The organism is Streptomyces sp. NPDC052016 (genome assembly GCF_044548445.1).
In the GTDB taxonomy this organism is placed as follows: Bacteria; Actinomycetota; Actinomycetes; order Streptomycetales; family Streptomycetaceae; genus Streptomyces.
In genome coordinates, this window is sequence record NZ_JBIUBX010000022.1 from 102902 (window position 1) to 128242 (window position 25341).

At 71.9% G+C, this 25341-nt stretch carries 23 protein-coding genes; 11 read left to right on the top strand and 12 right to left on the bottom strand.

Translation table 11 applies throughout. The features are described 5' to 3' along the window. Positions 1–77: 77 nt before the first annotated feature. Positions 78–500 (bottom strand): YjbQ family protein, encoded by a 423-nt coding sequence (locus ACIHAR_RS26310; RefSeq protein WP_365467002.1) that lies wholly within the window; start codon positions 498–500, stop codon positions 78–80. Between the two features lie 276 nt (positions 501–776). Here ACIHAR_RS26310 and ACIHAR_RS26315 point away from each other — a divergent pair, with 276 nt between their 5' ends. Beyond that, the gene (locus ACIHAR_RS26315; RefSeq protein ID WP_400022288.1) at positions 777–1865 is read left to right on the top strand and encodes an NAD(P)-binding domain-containing protein; all 1089 of its coding nucleotides are present in this window, start codon (positions 777–779) and stop codon (positions 1863–1865) included. Positions 1866–1960: 95 nt separating this feature from the next. On the opposite strand, the gene mltG is transcribed toward ACIHAR_RS26315, so the two are convergent. Together mltG and ACIHAR_RS26325 are read right to left on the bottom strand one after the other, a co-directional pair. Then, on the bottom strand, positions 1961–2815 hold the full coding sequence (mltG, locus tag ACIHAR_RS26320; protein ID WP_400022243.1) for an endolytic transglycosylase MltG: 855 nt from the start codon (positions 2813–2815) through the stop codon (positions 1961–1963). A 53-nt stretch (positions 2816–2868) separates the two neighbouring features. Then, complete coding sequence (locus tag ACIHAR_RS26325; RefSeq protein ID WP_400022245.1) at positions 2869–4671, bottom strand: ABC transporter ATP-binding protein; 1803 nt, start codon at positions 4669–4671, stop codon at positions 2869–2871. A 93-nt stretch (positions 4672–4764) separates the two neighbouring features. Between ACIHAR_RS26325 and ACIHAR_RS26330 the strand changes: the two genes are divergently transcribed. The 5 genes from ACIHAR_RS26330 to ACIHAR_RS26350 all read left to right on the top strand — a co-directional run bounded on the left by ACIHAR_RS26330 (position 4765) and on the right by ACIHAR_RS26350 (position 10918). Continuing rightward, entirely contained in the window at positions 4765–5214 is a 450-nt protein-coding gene (locus ACIHAR_RS26330) for a MarR family winged helix-turn-helix transcriptional regulator (protein WP_400022247.1), read from the top strand. Between the two features lie 349 nt (positions 5215–5563). Then, positions 5564–7366 carry an ABC transporter transmembrane domain-containing protein gene (locus ACIHAR_RS26335; protein WP_400022249.1) on the top strand — a complete coding sequence of 601 codons (1803 nt, stop codon included), beginning with the start codon at positions 5564–5566 and terminating at the stop codon, positions 7364–7366. Further along, a complete protein-coding gene (locus ACIHAR_RS26340; protein WP_400022250.1) occupies positions 7363–9171 on the top strand; it encodes an ABC transporter ATP-binding protein in 1809 nt (602 codons plus the stop codon). The genes ACIHAR_RS26335 and ACIHAR_RS26340 overlap by 4 nt, the downstream gene beginning before the upstream one ends. Before the next feature lie 970 nt (positions 9172–10141). Continuing rightward, a complete protein-coding gene (locus ACIHAR_RS26345; protein ID WP_365467014.1) occupies positions 10142–10612 on the top strand; it encodes a DUF5709 domain-containing protein in 471 nt (156 codons plus the stop codon). A 51-nt stretch (positions 10613–10663) separates the two neighbouring features. Further along, positions 10664–10918 carry a type B 50S ribosomal protein L31 gene (locus ACIHAR_RS26350; RefSeq protein WP_365467016.1) on the top strand — a complete coding sequence of 85 codons (255 nt, stop codon included), beginning with the start codon at positions 10664–10666 and terminating at the stop codon, positions 10916–10918. A gap of 26 nt (positions 10919–10944) precedes the next feature. Here the strand turns inward: ACIHAR_RS26350 and ACIHAR_RS26355 are convergent, their stop codons facing one another. Beyond that, the gene (locus ACIHAR_RS26355) at positions 10945–11739 is read right to left on the bottom strand and encodes a metal-dependent hydrolase (RefSeq protein ID WP_365467018.1); all 795 of its coding nucleotides are present in this window, start codon (positions 11737–11739) and stop codon (positions 10945–10947) included. 145 nt (positions 11740–11884) lie between these two features. Here ACIHAR_RS26355 and ACIHAR_RS26360 point away from each other — a divergent pair, with 145 nt between their 5' ends. Both ACIHAR_RS26360 and ACIHAR_RS26365 read left to right on the top strand, forming a co-directional pair. After that, complete coding sequence (locus ACIHAR_RS26360; protein ID WP_365467020.1) at positions 11885–14398, top strand: DUF3516 domain-containing protein; 2514 nt, start codon at positions 11885–11887, stop codon at positions 14396–14398. 43 nt (positions 14399–14441) lie between these two features. Next, a complete protein-coding gene (locus tag ACIHAR_RS26365) occupies positions 14442–15311 on the top strand; it encodes an acyl-CoA thioesterase (protein ID WP_400022251.1) in 870 nt (289 codons plus the stop codon). 10 nt (positions 15312–15321) lie between these two features. Here the strand turns inward: ACIHAR_RS26365 and ACIHAR_RS26370 are convergent, their stop codons facing one another. Next, on the bottom strand, positions 15322–16335 hold the full coding sequence (locus ACIHAR_RS26370) for a DUF6397 family protein (RefSeq protein WP_400022252.1): 1014 nt from the start codon (positions 16333–16335) through the stop codon (positions 15322–15324). Positions 16336–16461: 126 nt separating this feature from the next. After that, positions 16462–16875: a roadblock/LC7 domain-containing protein gene (locus ACIHAR_RS26375; RefSeq protein ID WP_365467024.1), complete on the bottom strand. Its 414-nt coding sequence runs from the start codon at positions 16873–16875 to the stop codon at positions 16462–16464. A gap of 108 nt (positions 16876–16983) precedes the next feature. Between ACIHAR_RS26375 and ACIHAR_RS26380 the strand changes: the two genes are divergently transcribed. Continuing rightward, positions 16984–17412 (top strand): PPOX class F420-dependent oxidoreductase, encoded by a 429-nt coding sequence (locus ACIHAR_RS26380; protein WP_365467026.1) that lies wholly within the window; start codon positions 16984–16986, stop codon positions 17410–17412. Between the two features lie 14 nt (positions 17413–17426). Here ACIHAR_RS26380 and ACIHAR_RS26385 read toward each other — a convergent pair whose 3' ends face one another. The 3 genes from ACIHAR_RS26385 to ACIHAR_RS26395 form a co-directional block, all read right to left on the bottom strand. Then, entirely contained in the window at positions 17427–18032 is a 606-nt protein-coding gene (locus ACIHAR_RS26385) for an ATP/GTP-binding protein (RefSeq protein ID WP_365467028.1), read from the bottom strand. 83 nt (positions 18033–18115) lie between these two features. Then, positions 18116–18526 (bottom strand): DUF742 domain-containing protein, encoded by a 411-nt coding sequence (locus ACIHAR_RS26390; protein WP_365467030.1) that lies wholly within the window; start codon positions 18524–18526, stop codon positions 18116–18118. Positions 18527–18548: 22 nt separating this feature from the next. Next, positions 18549–18986 (bottom strand): roadblock/LC7 domain-containing protein, encoded by a 438-nt coding sequence (locus tag ACIHAR_RS26395; protein ID WP_400022253.1) that lies wholly within the window; start codon positions 18984–18986, stop codon positions 18549–18551. A 209-nt stretch (positions 18987–19195) separates the two neighbouring features. On the opposite strand from ACIHAR_RS26395, the gene ACIHAR_RS26400 reads away from it, so the two are divergent. Further along, positions 19196–20398, top strand: a complete 1203-nt coding sequence (locus ACIHAR_RS26400) for an IS110 family transposase (RefSeq protein WP_400022254.1) — start codon at positions 19196–19198, stop codon at positions 20396–20398. A gap of 5 nt (positions 20399–20403) precedes the next feature. Here ACIHAR_RS26400 and ACIHAR_RS26405 read toward each other — a convergent pair whose 3' ends face one another. Together ACIHAR_RS26405 and ACIHAR_RS26410 are read right to left on the bottom strand one after the other, a co-directional pair. Beyond that, on the bottom strand, positions 20404–22923 hold the full coding sequence (locus tag ACIHAR_RS26405) for a nitrate- and nitrite sensing domain-containing protein (protein WP_400022255.1): 2520 nt from the start codon (positions 22921–22923) through the stop codon (positions 20404–20406). Between the two features lie 47 nt (positions 22924–22970). Continuing rightward, positions 22971–23768: an MHYT domain-containing protein gene (locus ACIHAR_RS26410; RefSeq protein WP_365467038.1), complete on the bottom strand. Its 798-nt coding sequence runs from the start codon at positions 23766–23768 to the stop codon at positions 22971–22973. Between the two features lie 152 nt (positions 23769–23920). On the opposite strand from ACIHAR_RS26410, the gene ACIHAR_RS26415 reads away from it, so the two are divergent. Further along, positions 23921–24520: a class I SAM-dependent methyltransferase gene (locus ACIHAR_RS26415; RefSeq protein ID WP_365467040.1), complete on the top strand. Its 600-nt coding sequence runs from the start codon at positions 23921–23923 to the stop codon at positions 24518–24520. Positions 24521–24523: 3 nt separating this feature from the next. Here the strand turns inward: ACIHAR_RS26415 and ACIHAR_RS26420 are convergent, their stop codons facing one another. Then, entirely contained in the window at positions 24524–25282 is a 759-nt protein-coding gene (locus ACIHAR_RS26420; protein ID WP_400022256.1) for an alpha/beta fold hydrolase, read from the bottom strand. Between the last annotated feature and the right edge of the window lie 59 nt (positions 25283–25341).

The following is a 25341-nucleotide window of genomic DNA, read 5'->3' on the forward strand; positions in this document are numbered from 1 at the left end:
CCGCGCCGTCGCCGGCGCCGGCGCCGGCGGCAGGGGATCACCGGACGCATCGGCCGGACCCGACCGACGGCCGCCGCCTAGCCGAGGAAGCTCAATCGCACCTGCCGGTCCGGATTGTCCCGGTTCGTATCCACCAGGCACACCGACTGCCAGGCCCCGAGCTCCAGCCTGCCGCCCACGACCGGGAGGGTCGCGTGGGGCGGGACGAAGGCCGGGAGGACGTGGTCGCGGCCGTGGCCGGGGCTGCCGTGGCGGTGCTGCCAGCGATCGTCCGCGGGGAGGAGGGTGTGCAGGGCGGCGAGCAGGTCGTCGTCGCTGCCGGCACCCGTCTCGATGATCGCGACGCCGGCCGTGGCGTGCGGGACGAAGACGCTGAGGAGGCCGTCGCGCCCGGCGGCCGCGTCCCGCAGGAAGGCCTCGCAGTCACGGGTGAGGTCGACGACCGCCTCCTGCGAGCCGGAGGCGATGTGCAGTACTCGGGTGGTGAACGCATCTGCCATGCCCCCATCCTGACCCACACGCCGCATTCGTGTGGGGGTGCGGGACCCGTACACCCCACAGGTACTCCATGCGCGGCAGGGTCGATCCGCCCTGCACGGCGGCGGCCTGCCCGCCTCTCCCGGCCTCGCCTGTCCCGGCCCCGCCGCACCCCCCCTCGTGGCGGGCGGTCCGATGGGCGGCACCAAGTCCCCGTGGCGAGCGGTCCGCCGGGCCGCGCCCGTCCCCAGCGGGCGATCCACGGGAAGATCCACGACTTCGGCCGCGTTGGTAGAAACGTGAACAACATGCGTGAGGTCGAGGTGGTCGTGATAGGCGCCGGTCAGGCGGGTCTGGCCGGCGCCTATCACCTGCGGCGCACCGGTTTCAAGCCGGAGCGTGACTTCGTGGTGCTCGACCACTCCCCCGGGCCGGGTGGCGCCTGGCAGTTCCGGTGGCCCTCGCTGACGTACGGCAAGGTGCACGGCATGCACGCCTTGCCCGGAATGGAGCTGACGGACGCGGATCCTGCGCGGCCGTCGTCCGAGGTCATCGCCGCCTACTTCGACCGCTACGAGCGCGCCTTCGACCTGCGCGTGCGGCGGCCGGTGGACGTGCGGGCCGTGCGCGAGGGGTCCGGCGGGCGGCTGCTCGTCGAGACATCCGACGGCACCTGGGCGACGAAGGCCCTGATCAACGCCACCGGCACCTGGGACCGGCCGTTCTGGCCGCGCTACCCCGGCCAGGAGACCTTCCGCGGACGGCAGCTGCACACCGCGCAGTACCCGGGCCCGGAGGCGTTCGCCGGGCTGCGGGTGATCGTGGTGGGAGGCGGGGCGTCGGGTACGCAGCACCTCTTGGAGCTCGCCCCGTTCGCGGCAGCCACCACCTGGGTGACACGGCGCCCGCCCGTCTTCCGCGAGGGCCCCTTCGACGAGAACGCCGGCCGTGCCGCGGTCGCCCTCGTGGAGGAGCGCGTACGCCAGGGACTGCCGCCGAAGAGCGTCGTCTCCGTGACGGGTCTGCCGTTGAACGACGCGATCCGCCAGGGGCTGGCCGACGGGGTGCTCGACCGGCTGCCCATTTTCGACCGCATCACGCCGGACGGTGTGGAGTGGCGGGACGGGCGGCGGGTGGCCGCCGACGTCATCCTGTGGGCGACCGGCTTCCGGGCCGCCATCGACCACCTCGCGCCCCTGCGGCTGCGCGAGCCGGGCGGCGGGATCCGGGTCGACGGTACGCGTGCGGTCGCCGACGCCCGCGTCCACCTCGTCGGCTACGGCCCGTCCGCGAGCACCATCGGCGCCAACCGGGCCGGTCGCGCGGCCGTGCGCGACATCAGGCGGCTGCTCGCCGAACGCGGGGAGGAGCAGCCGGCCGCGGCATGAGGCCCACCGGGTGTCCGGGTCCCCCGCACGACCGGGGCGATCGGGTCGCCGAAGGCGGTCGGGTCACTGATGCGGTCGTCGCCTGTGCCGCGCCGTCACCGGGGCTTCGACGGGCTCCGCGAGGGCTTCGCGCTCTGCTGGTATTTGTTGAACTCGGCCATATTGCGCTGGTGTTCCGCGTAGTCCGCCGTGAAGCGGGTGTCGCCCGGCTTGATCGTGACGAAGTACAGCCAGTCGCCCGGGGGCGGGTTGATCGCGGCGCGCATCGCGTCCTCGCCGGGGCTGTCGATCGGCGTGGGGGGCAGGCCCATGCGCTGGTAGGAGTTGTAGGGGCTCTCGATACGGGTGTCCCGCACCGTCGCCTTCAGCGAGGAACGGTTCAGCGCGTAGTTGATGGTGGAGTCCATCTGCAGCGGCATGCCGCGCTCCAGACGGTTGAAGACGACCCGGGCCACCTTGCCCATGTCCGCCTTGGTGGCGGCCTCGGCCTGGACGATGCTGGCGACGGTCACCGCCTGGTAGACGTTCATCGCGTTGCGCTGGGCGCCGGCGGCGATCGGCGCCCCGTTGAACTTCTTGTTCGCCGTCTCGACCATCCGCGTCAGCAGCGCCCGGGGCGTCGGATGCTCGCCCAACGCGTACGTCGCCGGGAAGAGGTAGCCCTCCGGGTTCCCGTCGGCGTCGATCGGCAGGTTCAAGTTCGCTGTGGGCAGGGCCTTCCGGGTGGTGCCGGCGGGCAGGGCGAGGACCTTGTCGACGGCCGCGTAGATCCGGCTCGCGCGCCAGCCCTCCCGGATCACCAGGGAGGTCAGCTTCTCCTCGGGGCTGTCCGGGCTCAGCAGCGGCACCGCCACGGCGGTGCCGGCCACGACGGCTCCGACCGCGATGAGGGCGAGACGGCCCCGGCGCGTCAGTCGAATCCTGCGCTGTGACGGAGTGTTCATCTGCATGCGGGCACGGTAACCCGCATATCGTCAGAAAAGATGCATAACCTGGCGTATCGTCATCTTGTCGGCTCCAGCCGCGCGTCCCGCCGCACCAGGGCCGCGTACCGCCCACCCCGCGCCAACAACTCCTCGTGCGTCCCCCGTTCGGCCACTCGGCCGGAGTCCAGGACCACGATCTGGTCGGCGCCGCGAACGGTGGACAGCCGGTGGGCGATGGTCAGCGTGGTCCGGTCGGCCGACAACGCGTCGATGGCCTCCTGGACGGCCTGCTCGGTGCGGGTGTCCAGGGCGCTGGTCGCCTCGTCGAGGATGAGCACCGGCGGGTCGCGCAGGATGGTCCGCGCGATGGCCAGTCGCTGCTTCTCACCGCCGGAGAAACGGTGTCCGCGCTCGCCGACGATCGTGTCGTACCCGTCGGGCAGGGCGGCGATGTGGTCGTGGATCTGGGCCGCCCGTGCCGCCGCGTACAGCTCCTCGTCGGTGGCGTCCGGCTTGGCGAAGCGCAGGTTCTCCGCCACGGACGCGTGAAAGAGGTACGTCTCCTGCGAGACGACGCCGACCGCGCGCGCGAGGGTGTCGAAGTCGAGGTCGCGGACGTCGACGCCGTCGAGGGTGACCCGGCCGCCCGTCACGTCGTACAGGCGCGGCACCAGGTAGCCCAGTGTGGACTTGCCGGCACCGGTCGGGCCGACGATCGCGAGGCTGCCGCCCGCGGGCACCGTGACGTCGATGCCGTGCAGGGCCGGCCCGCCCTTGTCGTCGTACCGGAACGCGACGTCCTCGAAGCGGACCTCGCCCTTGATCCGCTCCAGGTGGACCGGGTCGGCGCGCTCCGTGATGTCGACGGGCAGGTCGAGGTACTCGAAGATGCGCTGGAAGAGGGCGAGCGAGGTCTGGATCTGCACCCCCGTGGACAGGAGGCTGACGGCCGGGCGGAAGAGGCCCTGCTGGAGCGTGACGAAGGCGACGATCGTACCGAGGGAGACGTCCGGGCCGCCCAGTTGGAGGGCCATGCCCGCGGCCCAGTAGATGAAGGCCGGCATGGCGGACATGACGATCCCGATCACGGCCATGCGCCAGCGGCCGGCCATGTTGGACCGCACCTCGAGGTCGACGAGTTGCTCCGACTCGTCGGCGAAGGAGCGGGTGAGGGAGTCGGCACGGCCCATGGTGCGGCCGAGCAGGATGCCGCTGACCGAAAGGGACTCCGTGACGGTGGCGGCCATGGCGGCCATCTGCTTCTGGCGCTGGGTGGTGATCTTCCTTCGTTCATTGCCCACACGCCGGCTGATCCACACGAAGGCCGGCAGCAGGACCAGCGAGACGACGGTCAGGCGCCAGTCGAGGGCGACCATGGCGACGATCGTGGCGACCACGCTGGTGAAGTTGGAGACCAGGGAGGTGGCGGTGGAGGTGACGGTCGCCTGCATGCCGCCGATGTCGTCGGCGATGCGGGACTGCACCTCGCCGGTGCGCGTGCGCGTGAAGAAGGCGAGCGACATGCGCTGGAGGCGACCGTAGACGGCGGTGCGCAGGTCGTGCATGACGCGCTGGCCGACGGTCGTGGAGATCAAGGTCTGCAGGACGCCGAAGACCCCGGCGAGGACGGCGCTGAGGATCATGCCGAGGGCCAGCAGGCTCAGCAGGCCCGTGCGCCCCTGGGGAATGGCGACGTCGAGGGTTTCCTTGAGCAGGAACGGCGTGGCGACCGAGACCAGCGACGAGGCGGCGACCAGCAGGCCGACGACCGCGAGCCGGCCGCGGTAGGGACGGAAGAGCTTGAGGATGCGGCGCACCTGGTGGGGCTGGTGCCCGGCATCCGCGGGTGGGGTCCAGGGTTCCGGTCGGTCGGGGTGCATGGGCTCCTACGGGAGGTGAGACGGGATCACTGGTGGAGCGTAGCTCATTGTTACCTATACTCACAATGAACGACGTCCTGATATTGTTCCCGCATGACCATCCCCGATCCCGACGGCGCGCTCGCCGAGCAGCTGCTGCGGTTCACCCGCCGGGTGCACCGCATCCAGAAGCGCCATTTGGAGCTGTCCGAACTGGGCGTCACCCCGGCCCAGTCCCGGCTGCTGCGCACGCTCGCCCACTTCAGCGCGCCGCCGCGGATGGGGGATCTCGCCGAGCGCCTGGAGGTCGTGCCGCGCGCGGTGACCACGCTGGTGGACGGGCTGGAGGCGAGCGGTCGGGTGCGCCGGGTGCCGGACCCTACGAACCGCCGGGTGATCCGGATCGAGCTGACGGATGCGGGCCATGACACGCTCCGCGAACTGCGCCGGGCCCGCCAGTCGGCCGCGCGGGAGATCCTGGCCCCGCTGACCGACGTGGAGCGGGCGGTCCTCGGGGAGTTGCTGGACACATTGATCGACGGGACGGCCGCGGAGCGCTGCTGAGTCCTGCTGACCCGCCCGTCCGTGTCCGGTGTGCGGTGCGCAGGGCACCCGGGGCTCCGCCAGGACGCCCGCGACGGGCTTCTTCTCCGCAGTGGCAGGTGCGGGTTCCGTGGTCGCTTCCCGGTCGGCTGTGACGGCGGCGGGTTCCCTGCCGGCGGGAAGCACGGGCTCTGTCTGCCCAGGAGTGACAGCCGGATCTGTGCGGTGCCGTGGAAAACCGGTTGATTCTGATCACCGTGCGAGGCGAACCTTTCACGGTTTGCTGCCGCCGCTCCGACCGGACTCGCCTTCGTCCGAACCCCGCTTCCCCCCTCACTCCTTCCCCCCTGACACGAGCCACTGGGACGTCATGCAGATCCAAGATCTTCCGTTTACCGACCCGGGTGTGCCCGACGTGCGCTCGGGACCCCGCTTCCTGTGGTGGCTCGGCCGCAACCAGATGGGCGGTCAACTCAAGTCACTCGCCTGGGGACTGCTGCACTTCGTGGCCGTCTCGGCGCAACCGTTCTGCGTCGGGTTCGCCGTCGAGGCCGTCATCGACCGCTCCGGAACGCGCCTCGCCCTCGCCGGCGGACTCATGGCCCTGTTCGGTGCGGCCACCGCCATCGGGGACACCTTCCTGCATCGCGCCGCCGTCACCAACTGGATCACCGCCGCCGCCCGGGTGCAGCAACTCCTCGCCCACAAGGCCTCGCAGTTGGGCTCCGCACTGAGCCGGCGGGTCGCCGCCGGTGAGGTCGTCGCCGTCTCCACGGGAGACGTCGAGAAGATCGGCTGGTTCGTGGAGGCCGTGTCGCGGTTCACCGCCGCGGCCCTCACGGTCGTACTGGTCTGCGTCGGCCTCGTGGTCTACGAGCCGGCTCTGGGTGTCGTGGTCGCCGTGGGACTGCCCGTCCTCGCCGTCGCCGTTCTGCCCCTGCTGCCCCGCGCGACCCGGCGTGCCGACTTCCAGCGCGAGAAGGCCGGTCGCGCCACCGAACTGGCCTCGGACACAGTGGCCGGCCTGCGGGTGCTACGCGGCATCGGCGGCGAGGAACTGTTCCTCGACCGCTACCGCCGCGCCTCACAGGAGGTCCGGCACGCGGCCGTGCGCAGCGCCCGCATGTGGTCCCTGATCAGCGCCATCCAGGTACTGCTGCCGGGCCTGCTGCTGATCGCGGTCGTCTTCTACGGCGTCCACCTGGCCCGCGAGGGCCGGATCTCCGTCGGCGAACTCGTCACCGTCTACAGCTCCGTGATGGTCCTGACCTACCCGCTCAGGCACTTCGAGGAGATCGCGATGGCGTACTCCTTCTCCCGCCCGTCGGCGAAACGGGCCGCCCGCGTGCTGTCCCTGCAACGCGTCACGGACGTCGGCGGATCACGCGCGGCGGACCTCCCCTCCGGCGACCTGTACGACCCGGCCACGGGACTGCTCGCCCCGGCCGCCGGCCTCACCGCCGTGGTGTGCGGCGACCCGGACGCGGCGGGGCGGCTGGCGGAACGCCTCGGCGGACACCCTTCCGAGGACGGCCCGTCGGTGCTTCTCGGCGGGGTACCCCTGGACGAACTTCCGCTGGACTGCGCACGCACCGCCGTCCTCGTCCAGGACAAGGACCCGGTGCTGCTGTCCGGTTCGCTGCGTGACCTGCTCGACGTGCCCGCCTCCGGCGACGTCGACGCGGCAGCGGCGCTGACGGCCGCGCAGTGCGGGGACGTGCTCGAGGCCCTCGTGCAGGGCTCGCTGGACGCCGACGACCCGATGGACGCGCGCATCACCGAACGCGGCCGTTCCCTGTCCGGCGGCCAGCGCCAGCGGCTGGCCCTGGCCCGGTCGCTGCTCACCGACCCGGAGGTCCTCGTCCTGGACGAACCCACGTCCGCCGTCGACTCGCACACCGAGGCACGGATCGCCGAGGGTCTGCGCGCGCTGCGCGCCGGTCGTACCACGGTGGTGTTCACCTCGTCCCCGCTGCTCCTGGACCGCGCCGACCGGGTCGTCCTCGTGCACGAGGGCCGGGCCGAGGCGGTCGGCGTCCACCGCGAACTGCTGCGCACGGAACCGCGGTACCGCGCCGTGGTGACCCGGGAGACCGACGAAGAGGCCGCTCTGAGCGGTGTGTTCAAGGAACTCGAGAAGAACGAACTGCGAGAGATCGAGGAGACCGCATGATCGGCGTGGCGCCACCGTCGTACGACCCGGCGGCACCGACCACGGCCAACACGCTGCCCGTCGGCGCCCCCGCGACCGTACGCGCCTACGTGGCGGAACTCCTGCGCCGGCACCGGCGCGCCTTCCTGATCCTCGTCGCCGTCAACACGGTCGCCACGGTCGCCTCCATGGTGGGTCCATGGCTCCTGGGCGACCTCGTGGAGCGGCTGTCCCACGGCGCGCGCGACCTCCGCCTGGAACTCACCGCCGCACTGTTCCTGCTCGCCCTGCTCGTCCAGGCCGCCTTCGTCCGGCAGGTCAGGCTGCGCGGCGCGATGCTCGGCGAGCGGATGCTGGCCGACCTGCGCGAGGACTTCCTCGTACGGTCGGTCCGGCTGCCGCCGGGCGTGCTGGAGCGGGCCGGAACCGGTGACCTGCTGTCCCGCATCACCACGGACATCGACCGGCTGGCCAACGCGATGCGCGAGGCCGTGCCCCAGCTGACGATCGGCGTGATGTGGGCGGCGCTGCTGCTCGGCGGGCTCGTCGTCACGGCGCCGCCCCTCGCGCCTGCCGTGCTCGTCGCGGTGCCCCTGCTGGTGGCCGGCTGCCGTTGGTACTTCCGGCGGGCGCCGTCCGCGTACCGCTCGGAGGCCGCCGGGTACGCCGCCGTGGCCGCCGCCCTCACCGAGACCGTCGACGCCGGGCGCACCGTGGAGGCCCACCGCCTCGGCAACCGCCGGATCGAGCTGTCGGAGCTGCGGATCACGCAGTGGACGGCCTGGGAGCGGTACACGCTGTGGCTGCGATCGGTGCTCTTCCCGGTGATCAACGTCGTGCATGTCACCGTTCTCGGCTCGGTTCTCATGCTCGGCGGGGTGTTCGTGCTGCAGGGCTGGATCGGGGTCGGGCAGCTGACGACCGGCGCGCTCATGGCCCAGATGCTCGTCGACCCGGTGAACCTGATCCTCCGCTGGTACGACGAGCTGCAGGTGGCCCAGGTGTCGCTGGCCCGCCTCGTCGGGGTGCGCGACATCGAGCCGGACGCGGGCGATCCCGAGCTGGAGCCGGACGGGCGCGACGTGCTCGCCGAGCGGGTCCACTTCGGCTACCGCGAGGGCGTCGACGTGCTGCGCAAGGTGTCCCTCGAGGTCGCCTCCGGCACCCGGCTGGCCCTGGTCGGCCCGTCGGGCGCGGGCAAGTCCACGCTCGGCCGGCTCCTCGCCGGCATCTACGCGCCCCGCGCCGGCCGGGTGGCCCTCGGCGAGGCCGAACTGTCCCGCATGACCGCCGAACGCGTCCGCTCGCACGTGGCGCTCGTCAACCAGGAGCACCACGTCTTCGTCGGCTCGCTGCGCGACAACCTCCGGCTCGCGCTCCCCCACGCCCGGCTTCACGGCGGCGAGGGCTCCTCGGGGGACGGCGAGCTGTGGGCCGCGCTGGCCGCGGTCGACGCGGACGGCTGGGCGCGGGCGCTGGACGACGGCCTCGACACCGAGGTCGGCTCGGGCGGGCTGGCCCTCACCCCGGCCCAGGCCCAGCAGATCGCCCTTGCCCGGCTGGTGCTGGCCGACCCGCACACCCTGGTCCTCGACGAGGCGACCTCGCTGCTCGACCCGCGCGCGGCCCGGCACTTGGAGCGGTCCCTGGCCCGTGTCCTGGCCGGCCGGACCGTCATCGCCATCGCCCACCGTCTCCACACCGCCCACGACGCCGACGTCATCGCCGTCGTCGAGAACGGCCGCATCAGCGAGCTGGGGAGCCACACCGAGCTGGTCGAGGCGGACGGGGCCTACGCGGCTCTGTGGCGGTCCTGGCATGGGTGAGGAGGCCTTTCGGGGCGTGCGCGGGTTCGCGGAGGGCCCGTTCTTTGTGACGGCGCGGCGGGGCCGGGGCCGGGTCCGTGCCGGAACTGCCGCGGGCGCCTGACCCTTGCGGTGGCCGGGCCGGGCCGGGCCGGATGCCGGTCCCACCGGCCGGCACCCGTGCCGCCTCGGACACCACAACCGGTGGCCGGAGCGGCGCCGGGACGGTTGCAGCGCCGGAGCCGAGTCGGGTGCCGCAGCCGGTCTGGACGCCGGACCGGTTGCCGTCGCCCGAGTCAGTGCGGGCGGCTGCTCGCTGCCCTCGCCAGAGCCGCCACAGGCAGGGGAGCTGGTGCAGGCGCCGGGACCCGCTCCAGGCGCCCGAGCCAGCGCGGGCGGCGGGCCCGCTGCCGGCACTGGACCCCTTGCCGTCGCCGAAGCCCCGCACGCAGGGGAGGGTGCAAGCGCCGGGCCCACTCCGGGCCCCCGAGCCAGCGCGGGCGGCGGGCCCGCTGCCGGCACTGGACCCCTTGCCGTCGCGGAAGCCGCCGCACGCAGGGGAGGGTGCAAGCGCCGGGCCCACTCCGGGCCCCCGAGCCAGCGCGGGCGGCGGGCCCGCTGCCGGCCCTCGACCGCTGCCCTCGCCGAAGCCGCCGCAGACACCGGAGCCGGTGCAGGCGCGCCGGAGCTGCCGGGGCCGTCCGTGGTCGGACTGCATCAGGCCTGTCCTCCGTTCGGGCCCGCCCGGAATCCGCCTTCGAGTGCGTGGCAGGTGGGCGGCCGGACCGGGACCGGCGTCCCTTCCCGGCCGTCCCGTGCCCGCTGCCGTTGCGCGTCCCCGAAGCGGGGTGGAACGCTGGAGACCGGCACCCCTGCGGACGGCGGCCGGGCCGATGCGTCCGGTACCTGTCGTGTCCGGCCGGTGCCCTGTGCGGCGGTGGCCCACCATCGGCCGCGGTGAGGACGGGCCCGTCACCCCCTGGAGGAACCCGTGAACAGCGCCGAAGGATGGGGGGACGACGTCTACCAGCCCGACGCGTCCGAAATCCAGGACGACTCGGGCCTGCTCGACTCGGAGGACACACTCGTGAACGACGGTGTCGCCGATCCCTGGGACCGGGGCTGGTCGCCGCCGGAGAGGCCGTGGGCCGTGGAGCACACCGGTGTGACGGCCGCGGAGCGCCGGCAGGGCGAGAGTCTCGACCAGCGGCTCGCGGAGGAAGTGCCCGAACCCGCCGTCCCCGTCGGCGACGGCCTCGGCGACGTCGACGGCACGGACGGGGAACTCCTGGACAACGAGGTCGGCGCCGTCCGCTCCGGCCGGCTCGTGGCGCCGGACGAGGGAGCCCACGAGGACGAGGAGAGCGCCCTGGTCGCCACGGACGTCGGCATCGACGGGGCGGCCGCCTCCGCCGAGGAGGCCGCGATGCACATCGTCGACGAGGACACCCTGTCCGGCTGACGCGACCGTCTCCGGTCCGTCGCCTCTGCCCCCACCACACAAGGAGCACTCGTGCAGCAGGACAAGCACCCCGACTACCACCCCGTCGTCTTCCGGGACCGCGCCGCCGGTTACGCCTTCCTGACCCGGTCCACCGCCACCAGCGACCAGACGATCGAGTGGGACGACGGCGAGACCTACCCGGTCGTGGACGTGGAGATCTCCTCCGAGAGCCACCCGTTCTACACCGGCAAGGCCCGCACGGTGGACACGGAGGGCCGCGTCGCCCGCTTCGAGCGCCGGTACGGCGAGGGCTCCGCGACCTGAGCCGCCCACGCCGTCGGGGCCGGGGTTCAGATCACGTTGAGCGCGGCCGCGCCGCCCACCCCGCCGAGCAGCATGAACACCGGCATCAGCACCTTCAGCTCGACCCAGCTTCCCGCCCGGAACCGCAGCGCCTTGGGCGGACCCAACGGGTACCAGCGCTTGCGCCCGATCGGGATGGGCCACAGGATCGGGCAGCCCGAGACGGTCAGCGCGTCCCCGATGTCGTGCACCAAGGCGCCCAGCAGGATCGGCAGCCCCAGCCACAGGTACTCCTGGCCAGGCTCGGTGAACAGCCAGTCCGCGCCGTTCCCCGGCTTGTCCAGGACTCCGGCGAGGATCCACGCGCTGGTCGCCGCCAGCAGCCACACCAGCACGTCGCTGCTGGAACCTCGCGTCGCCCGCCACAGCAGGCCTTCGATCGCCAGGACCATGTGCACGAAGAGGATCGCCAGCACCGCCCAGCGACCGCCGGTGATCGCCAGCACGGAGGTGGCCGCGCCGATCATGACCGCCCACAGCCAGGTGTGCGTCAGCGTGCGGTGGCCGCCGGAGCGGCGCGGGTCGCCCTGCTTCTTGGTGGCCTTGTAGACGGCGTAGGAAAGCTTGTCCACGATCTCGCACAGCCAGCGCGAGATGGGACCGAAGGCCCGTGAGATGGTCGCGGCCTTGTGGTCGAGATCCGGCGCGAGTGCGGCCCCGGCACAGATCAGCGCACCGCACAGCAGGACCGGCCAGGGCATCGAGTGCCCGGCGGCGGCCGCGGCCGCACCGACGCCGAGCCAGGCGGCGGCGCCCGACAGTGAGTGTGCTGGTCCCATCATGGCCGTTGCCCGCCCCATTCCTCATGCGCCGCTGTCCAGTTGACCGGGTGCGATGACGCTCCGTCGGCGACACAGCGTATCGGCCGTGATCTTCGGGTGGGCATCCGATTCCCCCCTCGGGCGCCAGGCCAGGCAAGATGGGGTCGTGACCCTCATCGATCAGTTGCCGCCGACCGCCGATCCCGACGCCCTGTACGACGCCTTCGAGTCCTGGGCGCAGGAGCGCGGTCTCACGCTCTACCCGCATCAGGAGGAGGCGCTGATCGAGGCGGTCTCCGGCGCGAACGTGATCGTGTCGACGCCGACCGGCTCCGGCAAGAGCATGATCGCGGCGGGTGCGCACTTCGCGGCCCTCGCCCGGGACGAGGTCACCTTCTACACGGCGCCGATCAAGGCGCTGGTGTCGGAGAAGTTCTTCGAGCTGTGCAAGCTCTTCGGCACGGAGAACGTCGGCATGCTGACCGGCGACGCCTCCGTCAACGCCGACGCCCCGGTCATCTGCTGCACCGCCGAGGTGCTGGCCTCGATCGCGCTGCGCGACGGCAAGGACGCGGACGTCGGCCAGGTCGTCATGGACGAGTTCCACTTCTACGCGGAGGGCGACCGCGGCTGGGCTTGGCAGATCCCCCTCCTGGAACTGCCCCAGGCACAGTTCGTCCTCATGTCGGCGACGCTCGGCGACGTCTCGTTCTTCGAGAAGGACCTCACCCGCCGCACCGGCCGCCCCACCGCGGTCGTCCGCTCGGCGACCAGGCCCGTGCCGCTGTCCTACGCGTACCGGTACACGCCGCTCACGGAGACGCTCACCGACCTGCTGGAGACGAAGCAGGCTCCCGTCTACATCGTGCACTTCACCCAGGCGCAGGCGGTGGAGCGGGCCCAGGCGCTGATGAGCATCAACATGTGCTCGCGGGAGGAGAAGGAGCAGATCGCGGAGCTGATCGGCAACTTCCGCTTCACCACGAAGTTCGGCCGCAACCTCTCGCGCTACGTGCGGCACGGCATCGGCGTGCACCACGCCGGCATGCTGCCCAAGTACCGGCGCCTGGTGGAGAAGCTCGCCCAGGCCGGCCTGCTCAAGGTGATCTGCGGTACGGACACGCTCGGCGTCGGCGTCAACGTGCCCATTCGCACGGTGCTGTTCACGGCGCTGACGAAGTACGACGGCAGCCGCGTACGCACGCTGCGGGCTCGGGAGTTCCACCAGATCGCGGGCCGGGCCGGCCGGGCCGGCTTCGACACGGCCGGTTTCGTGGTGGCGCAGGCGCCGGAGCACGTCATCGAGAACGAGAAGGCGCTCGCCAAGGCCGGCGACGATCCCAAGAAGCGCCGCAAGGTGGTGCGCAAGAAGGCCCCGGAGGGCTTCGTCGGCTGGACGGAGAACACCTTCGAGAAGCTCATCGAGTCCGAGCCGGAGCCGCTGACGTCCCGCTTCCGGGTGACGCACACGATGCTGCTGTCCGTGATCGCCCGCCCCGGCAACGCCTTCGATGCGATGAGGCGCCTGCTCGAGGACAACCACGAGCCGCGCCGGCAGCAGCTGCGGCACATCCGGCGCGCGATCGCCATCTACCGTTCGCTGCTGGACGGCGGGATCGTCGAGAAGCTCGACGAGCCGGACGCGACGGGCCGCATCGTCCGTCTCACCGTGGACCTCCAGCAGGACTTCGCGCTCAACCAGCCGCTGTCCACCTTCGCGCTGGCCGCGTTCGAACTGCTCGACCCGGAATCGCCGTCCTACGCGCTCGACATGGTCTCCGTCGTGGAGTCCACACTCGACGATCCGCGCCAGATCCTCGCCGCCCAGCAGAACAAGGCGCGCGGCGAGGCGGTCGCCGCGATGAAGGCGGACGGTGTCGAGTACGAGGAGCGCATGGAGCGCCTCCAGGACATCACGTACCCGAAGCCCCTGGAGGAGCTGCTCTTCCACGCGTACAACACCTACCGCAAGAGCCACCCCTGGGTCGGTGACCACCCGCTGTCGCCGAAGTCGGTGATCCGGGACATGTACGAGCGGGCGCTGACCTTCACCGAGCTGGTGTCGCACTACGAGCTCGCCCGTACCGAGGGCATCGTGCTGCGCTACCTGGCCAGCGCCTACAAGGCCCTCGACCACACCGTCCCGGACGACCTGAAGTCCGAGGACCTGCAGGATCTGATCGAGTGGCTGGGCGAGATGGTGCGCCAGGTCGACTCGAGCCTGCTGGACGAGTGGGAGCAGTTGGCCAACCCGGAGGAGATGACCGCCGAGGAGGCGCAGGAGAAGGCCGACGAGGTGAAGCCGGTCACCGCCAACGCGCGTGCCTTCCGTGTCCTCGTCCGCAACGCGATGTTCCGCCGCGTGGAACTCGCCGCCCTCGACCAGGTCGACGAGCTCGGCGAGATGGACGCCGACTCCGGCTGGGACGCCGACGCGTGGGGCGAGGCGATGGACAAGTACTGGGACGAGTACGAGGACCTCGGCACCGGCCCGGACGCCCGCGGTCCCAAGCTGCTCGTCATCCAGGAGGAGCCGCAGAACGGGCTGTGGCGCGTCCGGCAGATCTTCGACGACCCCAACGACGATCACGACTGGGGCATCAGTGCGGAGGTCGACCTGGCGGCCTCGGACGCGGAGGGCCGCGCGGTCGTCCGTGTGACCGACGTGGGGCAGCTGTGAGCGCAGGACAAGGCACCGAAGCAGGCACAGGAGAAGCACACCGATGACGACGAATCCGGCGGAGAGGCTCGTCGATCTGCTCGACCTCGAGCAGATCGAGGTCAACATCTTCCGTGGCCGCAGCCCGCACGAGTCACTCCAGCGGGTCTTCGGCGGCCAGGTGGCGGGCCAGGCGCTCGTCGCGGCCGGCCGGACCACGGACGGCGACCGGCCCGTGCACTCTCTGCACGCGTACTTCCTGCGCCCGGGCCGCCCCGGCGTGCCGATCGTGTACCAGGTCGAGCGGGTGCGGGACGGCCGGTCGTTCACCACGCGCCGGGTCACCGCGGTGCAGCAGGGCCGCACGATCTTCAATCTCACCGCCTCCTTTCACAAGCCTGAGGAAGGTCCCTTCGAGCACCAGCTGCCGTCGGCCCGCGAGATCCCGGACCCGGAGTCTCTGCCGACCGTGACGGACGAGGTCCGGGCGCATCTGGGCGGGTTGCCGGAGCAGTTGGAGCGGATGGCGCGCCGTCAGCCCTTCGACATCCGTTACGCGGACGGGCTGCGCTGGAGCCCCGAGGAGATCGAGGACGCCGAGCCGCGCAGCGCGGTGTGGATGCGCGCGGTGGGTCCGCTCGGCGACGATCCGCTCGTGCACACCTGCGCGCTGACGTACGCCAGCGACATGACCCTCCTGGACGCCGTCCGTCTCCCCGTCGAGCCCTTGTGGGGTCCGCGGAACTTCGACATGGCGTCGCTGGATCACGCCATGTGGTTCCACCGGCCGTTCCGTGCGGACGAGTGGTTCCTGTACGACCAGGAGTCGCCCATCGCGACGGGCGGTCGGGGTCTGGCCCGCGGGCGGATCTACGACCTGCAGGGCCGCCTGCTGGTGTCTGTCGTCCAGGAGGGCCTGTTCCGGAAGCTGTAGGCCCGGCGTGTCATGCGCTTCTGCGGCGCAGCCATCCCAGCAGGCCGCTCCTGGCCCGCTGGGGTCGGTCGGCGGGCTGCCCTGCCACCGCCGAGCGCGGCGTGACCGGATCCGGCTTCGACTTCGACTTCGGCCTCGTCTTCGGGTTCGGCCTCGGTGAGGGACGGGGCGCCGGCTCATGAGCGTGCGCCACGACCGGGGCTGGACGGGGCGCCGGCTCATGGGCGCGGGCCTCGACCGGGGCTGGACGGGGCACCGGCTCATGGGCGCGGGCCTCGTCCAGGGTTTGTGTCAGGTCGCAGCGCAGCCAGTCGATCTCGTCGGAACCGTCCGCCGTCATGATCTTCTCGATGACATGCGCTGCGGGTGAGCCGGGGGCTGCGTGGGCCGGCGGTGCGGGGCGGAACCGGTTCAGGTGGGACCGTTCATGGGGATCCCTGACGATTTCCGCCACCTGGGCGGGAGCGAGGAGTGAGGCCAGGGCTGCCGCGCGCTGCCAGGGGCCGTCGGCCTGGCGCAACAGGAAACCAAGATGGCGGCCCCGCCAGTTGCGGGGACGCAGGTCCAGGCCCGCGGCCACCTGCTCCCGCATCGCCTCGGGTGCCCGGCCCGTCAGCACGGGCGCGTTGTCCTTGTCGTCGGCGAACCGGCGGAGTTCGTCGGTGAGATAGAGCCACACCACAGCCCTGTAGCGGTTGAGGTAGAACGTCACCGGCACGACGAGTCCGAGGCGCGCCAGGCGTGTGAACCGCGAGGGGGCAACGCCCATGACGGCCGCGGCCTCGCCGGTGCCGACGGCCTCGACGCTCGCGCGCAGTGTTCGGGGGTAGCCGGGTGCCGCGCGCAACCGGTCGAGCTCGGTGCGGGACACCCGGCGTCCCCCGCCTCCCTCGTCGGGCACGGTCTTGATCTGCCCGAGGTGCACGGCGAGGTCGAACTCGCTCCGCCGTAGGCCCAGTTCCTTCGCGGCACTGCTGAAGGTGCAGGAGCGGGCGTGCGGTTGAGTGGCGGTGTTGCCTGACATGATCGGTCTCCCCCGTGGAGTGACATGGCCCCCGTCGTCCGCGGTGGCCTCGGAAAAACCGTAGCCGGATCCGCGCATCTCATGGCGAGCCTGTGGATAACTCCACGGGGAGGAGGAAAGCCCAGGTCAGAGGTCTGACAGGAAGGTGCGTTCGGGGTGGCGGGGGTCGACCGCGAGGTGCTCGCCGACCCGGTTGACGAGCAGCGCCATCTCGTAGGCGATCTGGCCCATGTCGGCCTCCGCGCCGCTGAGCACGCACAGACAGCTGCCGGTGCCGGCCGCGGTGACGAACAGCACCGCGTCGTCGAACTCGACCATCGTCTGGCGCACCTGCCCCGCGCCGAAGTGGCGTCCGGATCCCTTGGCCAGGCTGTGCAGTCCGGACGAGACGGCGGCCAGGTGCTCGGCGTCCTCCCTGCGCAGTCCCGTGCTCGCGCCCGCGACCAGCCCGTCGTTGGACAGGACCAGGGCGTGCCGCACGTGGTCGACGCGCTCGGTCAGGTCGTCCAGCAGCCACCCCAGTCCCCGCTTCTGCGCCATGTCGCTTCTCTCCCCGTGTGTTGTTCCCCGTTGGTGTCCCCGCTTGGCGGGCGGGTCTGCACGCCAGCCTTCCCCACCACCGGTCGCCGGGCAAGGAGAATGGGGGGCATGGCGCAGAAGATGACCGACGAGGAGTGGCGGGCGTTCGTCTCGAACGGCACCCGCACCGGCAAGCTGTCGACGGTGCGTGCGGACGGACGTCCGCACGTGGCACCGGTCTGGTTCCTGCTCGACGGGGACGAGGTGGTCTTCAACACGGGCAAGAACACCGTGAAGGGGCGCAATATCGCCCGGGACGGCCGGGTCGCGCTCTGCGTGGACGACGACCGGCCGCCGTTCGACTACGTGGTGCTGCAGGGTGTCGCCCGCATCTCGGAGGACCTCGACGAGGTACGGCACTGGGCGGCCCGGATCGGCGCTCGGTACATGGGCGAGGAGCGCGCCGAGGAGTTCGGCGCGCGTAACGGCGTTCCGGGCGAACTTCTGGTCCGCGTCAAGATCGAGAAGGTTCTCGCGGAGAAGGCCGTCGCGGACTGACGCGGGCGGTGCCCTCAGCTCACGGAGTCGAGCAGCCGGGCGGTGTGCATCCGCCCGGCGTACTCGACGAGCCGGATCAGCACCTCCTTCCCCGAATCGCGGTCGCGGGCGTCGCACAGGACGACCGGTGTGCCCTGGTCGAGGTCGAGGGCGCGCGAGACCTCGGGAGCTGCGTAGGTGCGTGCGCCCGTGAAGCAGTTGACGGCCACCACGAACGGGATGTGCCGGTGCTCGAAGTAGTCGACGGCCGGGAAGCAGTCCTCCAGGCGCCGGGTGTCGGCCAGAACGACGGCGCCCAGGGCTCCTTGGGACAACTCGTCCCAGAGGAACCAGAAGCGGTCCTGGCCCGGGGTGCCGAACAGGTACAGGGAGAGACCGGAGCGGATGGTGATCCGGCCGAAGTCCATGGCGACGGTCGTGGTGACCTTCTGGTCCACGCCGTCGGTGTCGTCCACCAACTGACCTGCCTCGCTGAGCAGTTCCTCGGTGCGCAGCGGTTTGATCTCGCTGACCGCACCCACCAGGGTCGTCTTGCCCACGCCGAAACCGCCGGCGACCAGTATCTTCAACGCCAGGGGGGCCGTGTCGCCGTCCGTGGCGTCGGAGTGCTCGGAGACCATGGATCACCTATCTCGGGAGTGCGGGCTTCGGTCGACGGGGTCGGGGTGGGTTCGTGTGCTTCCGGTGGGGACCGAGGGTTCGGCTAAAGTGCCCGCAGCCCTTCGATGACCTCTCGCAAAATCCGTTCGTCGGGCAGCTGCGCGGGCGGGACCGGGCGGCTGACGGTGACGCAGCCGAGTTCCAGCAGATCGCCGAGGAGGACCCGGATCACGCCCACGGGCAGGTCGGAGCCCGCGGCGAGTTCCGCCACGGACTGGGTCTCCGTGCGGCACAGATCGATGAGGGTGCGGTGTTCCGGACCGAGTCCCACACCGTCGGCGCCCGGCGCGCCGGGGTCCAGGGTGACCAGGGCGATCAGATCGAAGCGCACCCCGGTCGGGCCGGGTCTCGTACGTCCGCCCGTCATGGCGTAGGGGCGGACGAGAGGTCCGGCCTCGTTGTCGTACCACTGGCTCCCCTGTTCGTGTGGGGCGCCGATCATGTCCTCGGACATCTGTACGCGTCACCCTTTCGCCTCAGCCGGCGGCGGGCGGCCGCGCGGAGACGCGCGGCGGCGTGTAGAGGTGTTCTCCGACACGCTTCACCAGCCGTGCCATCTCGTAGGCTACGAGGCCGATGTCGGCGGTCACGACGGTGAGGACGGCGAGGCAGGAGCCGTCGCCCGCGGCGGCCACGAACAGGAAGCCGTCGTCCATCTCCACCATGGTCTGGCGTACACCGCCGGCGCCGAAGTGCCGGCCCGCGCCCTTGGCGAGGCTGTGGAAGCCGGAGGCGACGGCGGCGAGGTGTTCGGCGTCCTCTCGGCTGAGGCCGCTGGAGGCGCCGACGGCGAGGCCGTCGTTGGACAGCACGACGGCGTGCCGAACCTCGCTCACACGCATCACCAAGTCGTCCAGCAGCCAGTCGAGCTCGCCGGAGCGCTGGGCCGACCTCGGGCTCGGGTCGTGGATCATGCGGAGTCCCTAAGAATGTCGGCGGTCCGGGAGGACCGGGTGTGGCTGATGCGGAGTTGCCGTTGATGGCTCAAGGAGAGTGGCCGCCCGGTCCTCCGGGACGCTCCGGCTGCTGATTGAGAGCTGCGGTCATCGCTGGTTAGGGACTTGTCGGCGGAGTGTTCCTCGGGCTGCGAAGTGCTGGTCACGAGGGATACGGAGGGACGGGATTGAGCACGGCTCACGCGCGAATATGGGTCGGTGTCGATGCCGGCAAGGGACATCACTGGGCAGTTGCGGTCGACGCCGACGGCAAGACGTTGTTCTCGACGAAGGTGATCAACGACGAGGCGCAGATCCTGACGCTGATCGAGGCTGCTCGGGAGCGCGCCGAAGAGGTGCGGTGGGCGGTGGACATCTCCGGCCGTTCCTCGACCTTGTTGCTGGCCCTGCTCGTCGCGCACGGCCAGAACGTGGTCTACGTGCCCGGTCGCCCGGTCAACCGCATGTCCGGCGCCTACCGCGGCGAGGCCAGAACGGATGCCAAGGACGCCCTGGTCATCGCCGACACCGCCCGCATGCGCCGGGACTTCACGCCACTCACCGTGCCGGACGAGACCGTGGCCACCCTGCAACTCCTGACCGCCTACCGAGCCGACCTGATCGCCGACCGGGTGAGGCTGATCAACCGGCTGCGGGATGCCCTGGTGGGCATCTGCCCCGCCCTGGAGCGGGCCTTCGACTACTCCGCCGCCAAGGGCCCGCTGGTCATGCTCACCGAGTACCAGACCCCGGCCGCGCTGCGCCGGATCGGCGTCAAACGGCTCACCGCCTTGCTGGAACGCCGCAAGGTCCGCGGCGCCGACACCATCGCGGCCAAAGCCGTCGAGGCAGCCCGGAGCCAGATCACCGCGCTGCCCGCAGAAAAACGGGCCGCCCAGTTGGTGCGCGATCTGGCCCACCAGCTTCTGGGCCTCGACGAGCGGATCAAGGACACCGACCGCGAGATCCGCGACACCTTCCGCCTCGGCGAGCGCGCCGAAATCATCGAATCCGTGCCCGGCATGGGCCCGGTCCTCGGGGCCGAGTTCGTCGCGATCGTCGGCGACCTGTCCGCGTACGAGAACGCCGGCCGCCTCGCCTCGCACGCGGGCCTGGCCCCCGTACCCCGCGACTCCGGCCGTCGGACAGGCAACTACCACCGGCCCAAGCGCTACAACCGGCGCCTGCGGCACGTCCTCTACCTGTCCGCCCAAACCGCCATGATGCGGCCGGGACCATCGCGCGACTACTACCTCAAGAAGCGCGCCGAAGGCCTGATCCACACCCAGGCCCTGCTGGCACTCGCCCGGCGCCGGACCGACGTGCTGTGGGCGATGCTGCGCGACAAACGGCTCTTCACCCCCGTCCCGCCGGTCACGCAAGCGGCTTGACACGATCATTGAGACTCTCCTTCGCTGCTGTCGCTGCCCGGCGTTCGTTCCGGGGTGGCACCGCGGCCGGGTTGCCTGCCGCCACCGCGCGCCCAGCCGTCCCGGTAGGCGGCCATCCGGTCCCGGACGAGTTCGGGGGTGCGGGTGTCGTCGCCGCGCGGCCCGGGTGCCTGGGCCGGCTCATCGGCAAGCGGCCGGCGCAGTTGGGGTGCGAGGTGCGCCTGCCGTACCCGGCGCGGCAGGTCGTCCGATCCGTCGGCGTCGTCGGGTGGGCGGTGCAGGCGCAAGGCGGTGACTCCGGGGGGTGGGGTGTCGGCTGCCGTCGGCTCGGCGGCGGCCCGGACGGGAGCGACCAGTGCCGGCCGGTCCGCGGTCGCGGGGACGGCCTCCTGGAGGCGGTCGGCGGCGGGTACGCGCGCGTGATCCCGTTCGGCCGGCTGTTGCGCCTCTGCCGCCTCTCGGGCGGATCGTTCCGGGGTGCCGCTGTGCAGCAGGGCGGTGGGCAGCAGGACGACTGCCGTGGTGCCGCCGTAGGGCGAGGTGCGCAGATGGACTTTGACCCCGTGACGTGCGGCGAGCCTGCTGACGACGAACAGGCCGAGCCGGTCGCTGTCGAACAGGTCGAGTGCCTCGGACTGGGCGATGCGGCGGTTGGCCTCGGCGAGTGTCTCCTTGCCCATGCCGAGGCCCCGGTCCTCGACCTCGACGGCGTAGCCGTTCCCGACGGGTTCGCCGGTGATGCGCACGCGCGTGTGCGGGGGCGAGAACTGAGCGGCGTTTTCGACGAGTTCGGCGAGCAGGTGGGTGAGGTCGGCGACGGCGGAGCCGATGACGGAGGCCTCCGGGAGCTGCCTGACCTCCACGCGCGCGTAGTCCTCGACTTCGGACACGGCGGCGCGGACGACGTCGGTGAGCGGGACCGGCATGCGCCAGGCCCGGCCGGGGGCGGCTCCGGAGAGGATGATCAAACTCTCCGCGTGGCGCCGCATGCGGGTGGTGAGGTGGTCGAGCCGGAACAGGTCGCTCAGCTCGTTCGGGTCGTCCGAACGGCGCTCCATGCTGTCCAGGAGGCTGAGCTGGCGGTGGACGAGGACCTGGCTGCGGCGGGCGAGGTTGACGAACACCCCGGAGATGCCGCTGGCGAGCTCGGCTCGCTCCACCGCGGCCCGCAGGGCGGCGCGGTGCACGGTGCCCAGGGCCTCGGCGACTTGGCCGGTCTCGTCCTCGGCGGGAGGCCCGGGCGGCGCCTCGGCGCGGATGTCGATCTCCTCGCCGGCGCGCAGTTTCCGCATGGCGTCCGGCAGTTTGCGGCGGGCGATCTCCAGGGCGCTGTTGCGCAGGCTGACGAGTTCCACGACGAGTCCGCGGCCGATGCGCACGGAGATGACGAGGGAGGCGGCGACCGCCGCGAGGCCGAGCAGGACGGCTGCTCCCGCCGGGGTCAGCAGTCCGCGGGTGAACGGGTCGGCGCGGTCGGCGACGTCGCGCGCCGCGTCAGCCTCGATGGTCCGCATACCGTTCCGCACGCGCGCGTGGGCCGCGCTCCAGGCCGCTTCCGGTGCGACGGCGATGGCCTTCGTTCCCGGGCCACGGGCGAGCACCTTGTCCTCCACGGCGTCCAGGGCGGCGTAGGCGCTGCTCGCGGCCAGGTCGCGCCAGGCGGTGTGTCCGGGGCCGCGCAGGTCCGCCACGGCCGACTCGGTGAGGGCGTGTCGCGTGTGGACGGCACCGGTGAACAGCCGCATGCGCTCTGCGTCGAGGCGCCCGGCCAGACGCGCGCTGCCGAGGACGACGTCCTCCTGGGCCATCGCCTCGCCGGCGCGGGAGAACTCGAGCAGGACGCGCGCGTCGGAGCCGAGTTCGGCGTCCTGGATGCCGGAGAGTGCCCCGCCCACGGAGAAGGCGGACGCGATCGTCCTCGTGTACCGGCCGTAGGTCTCCTCCCAGCCCGCTGTGCCGTCCAGCACCGCGGTCCGCAGCGAGCGCAGTTCCTCGGCCCCGGAGACGAAGGCCTGGAGGCGCTGGGCGACTCCGGCGGGCAGTTCCTGGCCGTCGGCGACGGTGCGGTCGTCTCCCAGCCGCAGCTCGGCCACGGCGCGGTCGGTGCGTTCGCCGAGCTTCGTCAGGTCGTCGCCCTGTCCGGCGGCCGGGTCGGTGGCATGGCGCACGGCGGCTGCCCGCTCGGTCTGGAGCGCGGTCACCGCGGTGGCGACGGGGGTGCGTATCTCCGCGTCGACGCGCTGCAACTGGCGCAGCCGGGAGACGTCCTGTGCGGTGCTGACGGTGGCGTACGCCCACAGGGCCAGCAGGGAGACGACCGGCACCATCAGCAGACAGACGATCTTTGCACGCACGGTGCGCGGCCGGATCCGCCAGCGTCCCGCGCGCGTGGGCGGCCTGTCCGCCGGCGCGCCCGGGAACTCGTCCGGTCCCTCGTCGGCGGGTGGTCCGGCGTGGGCGCGACGCCCGCGCACGGGGGGCGTCGTCCCTGCTCCGTCCGTCGGGGTCCTCCGGGGTGTACGCATGGCCTCCTCGCTCGGATGTGTTTCGGGGGGCGTGCCGTCCGGTTCCGTCACGTGGTGCGGGCCTGTTGCCGGCCGGCGAGGCTCTCCACCGGCTGCCGCTGCGCGGAGGCGGAGGCCTCGCGTTCCCCCGTGGTGGGCGACAGCGCGACGAAGGCCGAGGTCAGGAAGAGATAGGACCCGAGGCCGACGGCGAGGGGGAAGATGAACTGCATCGCCGTGGCCCCGGGCAGGGCCTCACCCGAGGGCGTGACGCGCACGTCCACCGCGAACATCGCGGTGTAGTGCATGCTGCTCACCGCAGCGCCCATGACGAGCGAGGCGAGGGTGACCGCGACCGGCGACTTGATGTTGAGTGCCGCCCAGAGGGCCGCGGTCGCCGCGACGACGGCGATCAGGACGGAGACTCCGACCAGCATCGGGTCGTAGCTCACGTCGCCGTGCAGCCGGACGGCGGCCATGCCGAGGTAGTGCATGCTCGCCACGCCCACGCCGGTGGTGAGACCGCCGATCAGCAACGCGCGCGTGCGGTCGCGGCTGTAGCCGACGGCGAAGACGCCGGCGCAGACGACGACCATGGCGACGAGGAGGCTGAGCACGGTCAGGGGGACGTCGTAGCGGACGTCGGTGCCGCTGACGCCGAAACCGAGCATGGCCACGAAGTGCATGGTCCAGATGCCGGTGCCGATGGCGGAGGCCGCAGTGAACAGCCAGTTGCGGCGCGAGCGCCCGGTGGCGCCCAGCGCCCGGACGGTACAGCGCAGTCCGAGGGCGGCGCCGATGCAGGCCATCACGTATGACAGCAGAGGGGTCAGCCAGCCGAAGGTGGCGTGGTCCAGGTGTCCCATGGCCCCGGGACGCTAGTGGGGGCACGGGAGCACAAAGGGGGCGCATTTCGAAAGGTGCCGCAATATGACGCGGAAATGCGCTGGACCGATCGCCTCAGGTTCGAACGTGTGCGCCGCGGCGTCCTCCGTACCAGTGAGGGATCATGCGGCACATGAGCGACCATCAGACACACGTCCAGGAGTTCTTCACCGCGCGTGCGGCCGACTGGGACAGCCGGTTCCCCGACGACGGCCCCGCCTACGCGGCCGCGGTCGCCGAACTCCGACTGCGCGAGGGGCACCGCGTGCTGGACGCCGGCTGCGGCACCGGTCGGGCCCTGACGCCGCTGCGTGCGGCCGTGGGGCCGTCGGGAGTGGTTCTCGGGGCCGACCTGACCCCGGCCATGCTGGCGGCGGCCGTACGGGCGGGGCGGGACCGCCACGGGCGGCTGGTGCTCGCCGACGTCGCCGCGCTGCCCCTGCGCCCCGGATCCCTCGACGCGGTGTTCGGGGCGGGGCTCATCTCCCACCTGCCCCGCCCGGCGGAAAACCTGCGGGAGTTGGCCCGCGTCGTGCGCCCGGGCGGCACCCTGGCGCTGTTCCATCCGATCGGCAGGGCGGCGCTCGCGGCGCGCCAGGGCCGGCAGATCACACCGGAGGACCTGCGTGCGGAGCCCAACCTCCGTCCGCTGCTGGCCGCTTCCGGGTGGCGCCTGACGTCGTACGTCGACGAGGACGTCCGGTTCCTCGCGCTGGCCGTCCGGGACAGCTGACCCTCATGGCGCTGCGGCGACCGCCGTCACGAAGGCGTCGGGGTTGTCGAACATGACGTTGTGGCCGGCGGCGGGCACCGTCACCACGCGTACGCCCGCCGCCTCCAGGGTGTCCGCTCCAGCGAGCTCACCGCTGAGCTCGCCCTGGAGGTAGACACGCTCGACCGTGTCGAGCCCCGTCAGGATCTCGCGCATGAGCGGAACTGAGCCGCGCCGCAGCCCGACGGCACTGCGGTGCAGGGCCCGCGGGTCGGCCAGCCTCATGGTCGCCGCCCACAGGGGACCGACCCGGTCCAGTACGCGCGCGTGGCCGCCGTGGACGAAGTCGTCCTCCGTGTACGAGGCGATGCCGCTGCTGCCCGCGGTCTGCGGCGGGAAGGCGTCGAGGTTGGCCTCGGTGAGAACGAGCCGGGACACCAGGTCGGGCCGGCGATGGCCGAGAACGATGGCCACGGAGCCGCCCATGCTGTGGGCGATCAGCTCGGCACCGCTTACGCCCGCCGTGTCCAACGCTGCCGCCAGCGCGTCCGCGTGCTCCTCCAGCGTGTAGCCGAAGTCCTCGGGCCGGTCGCTGATGCCGTGCCCGGGCAGGTCGACGAAGAGACTGCGCCGGCCGGAGAGTTCGGGACGGGCCGCCACGTGCGCGTGGTAGGCGGCCGAAGTGGCTCCCAGTCCGTGCACGTACACGCGCGCGGGTTCCGCGCCCGGCGTCTCCGTCCAGCGGATCCGGCTTCCCCCACCGCCGAACTCGGCCTGTCGCATCGCTGCCTCCTCGGAACATCACGGTCGACCGGAGCGCCCCGAGCATACCTCGGCACCGA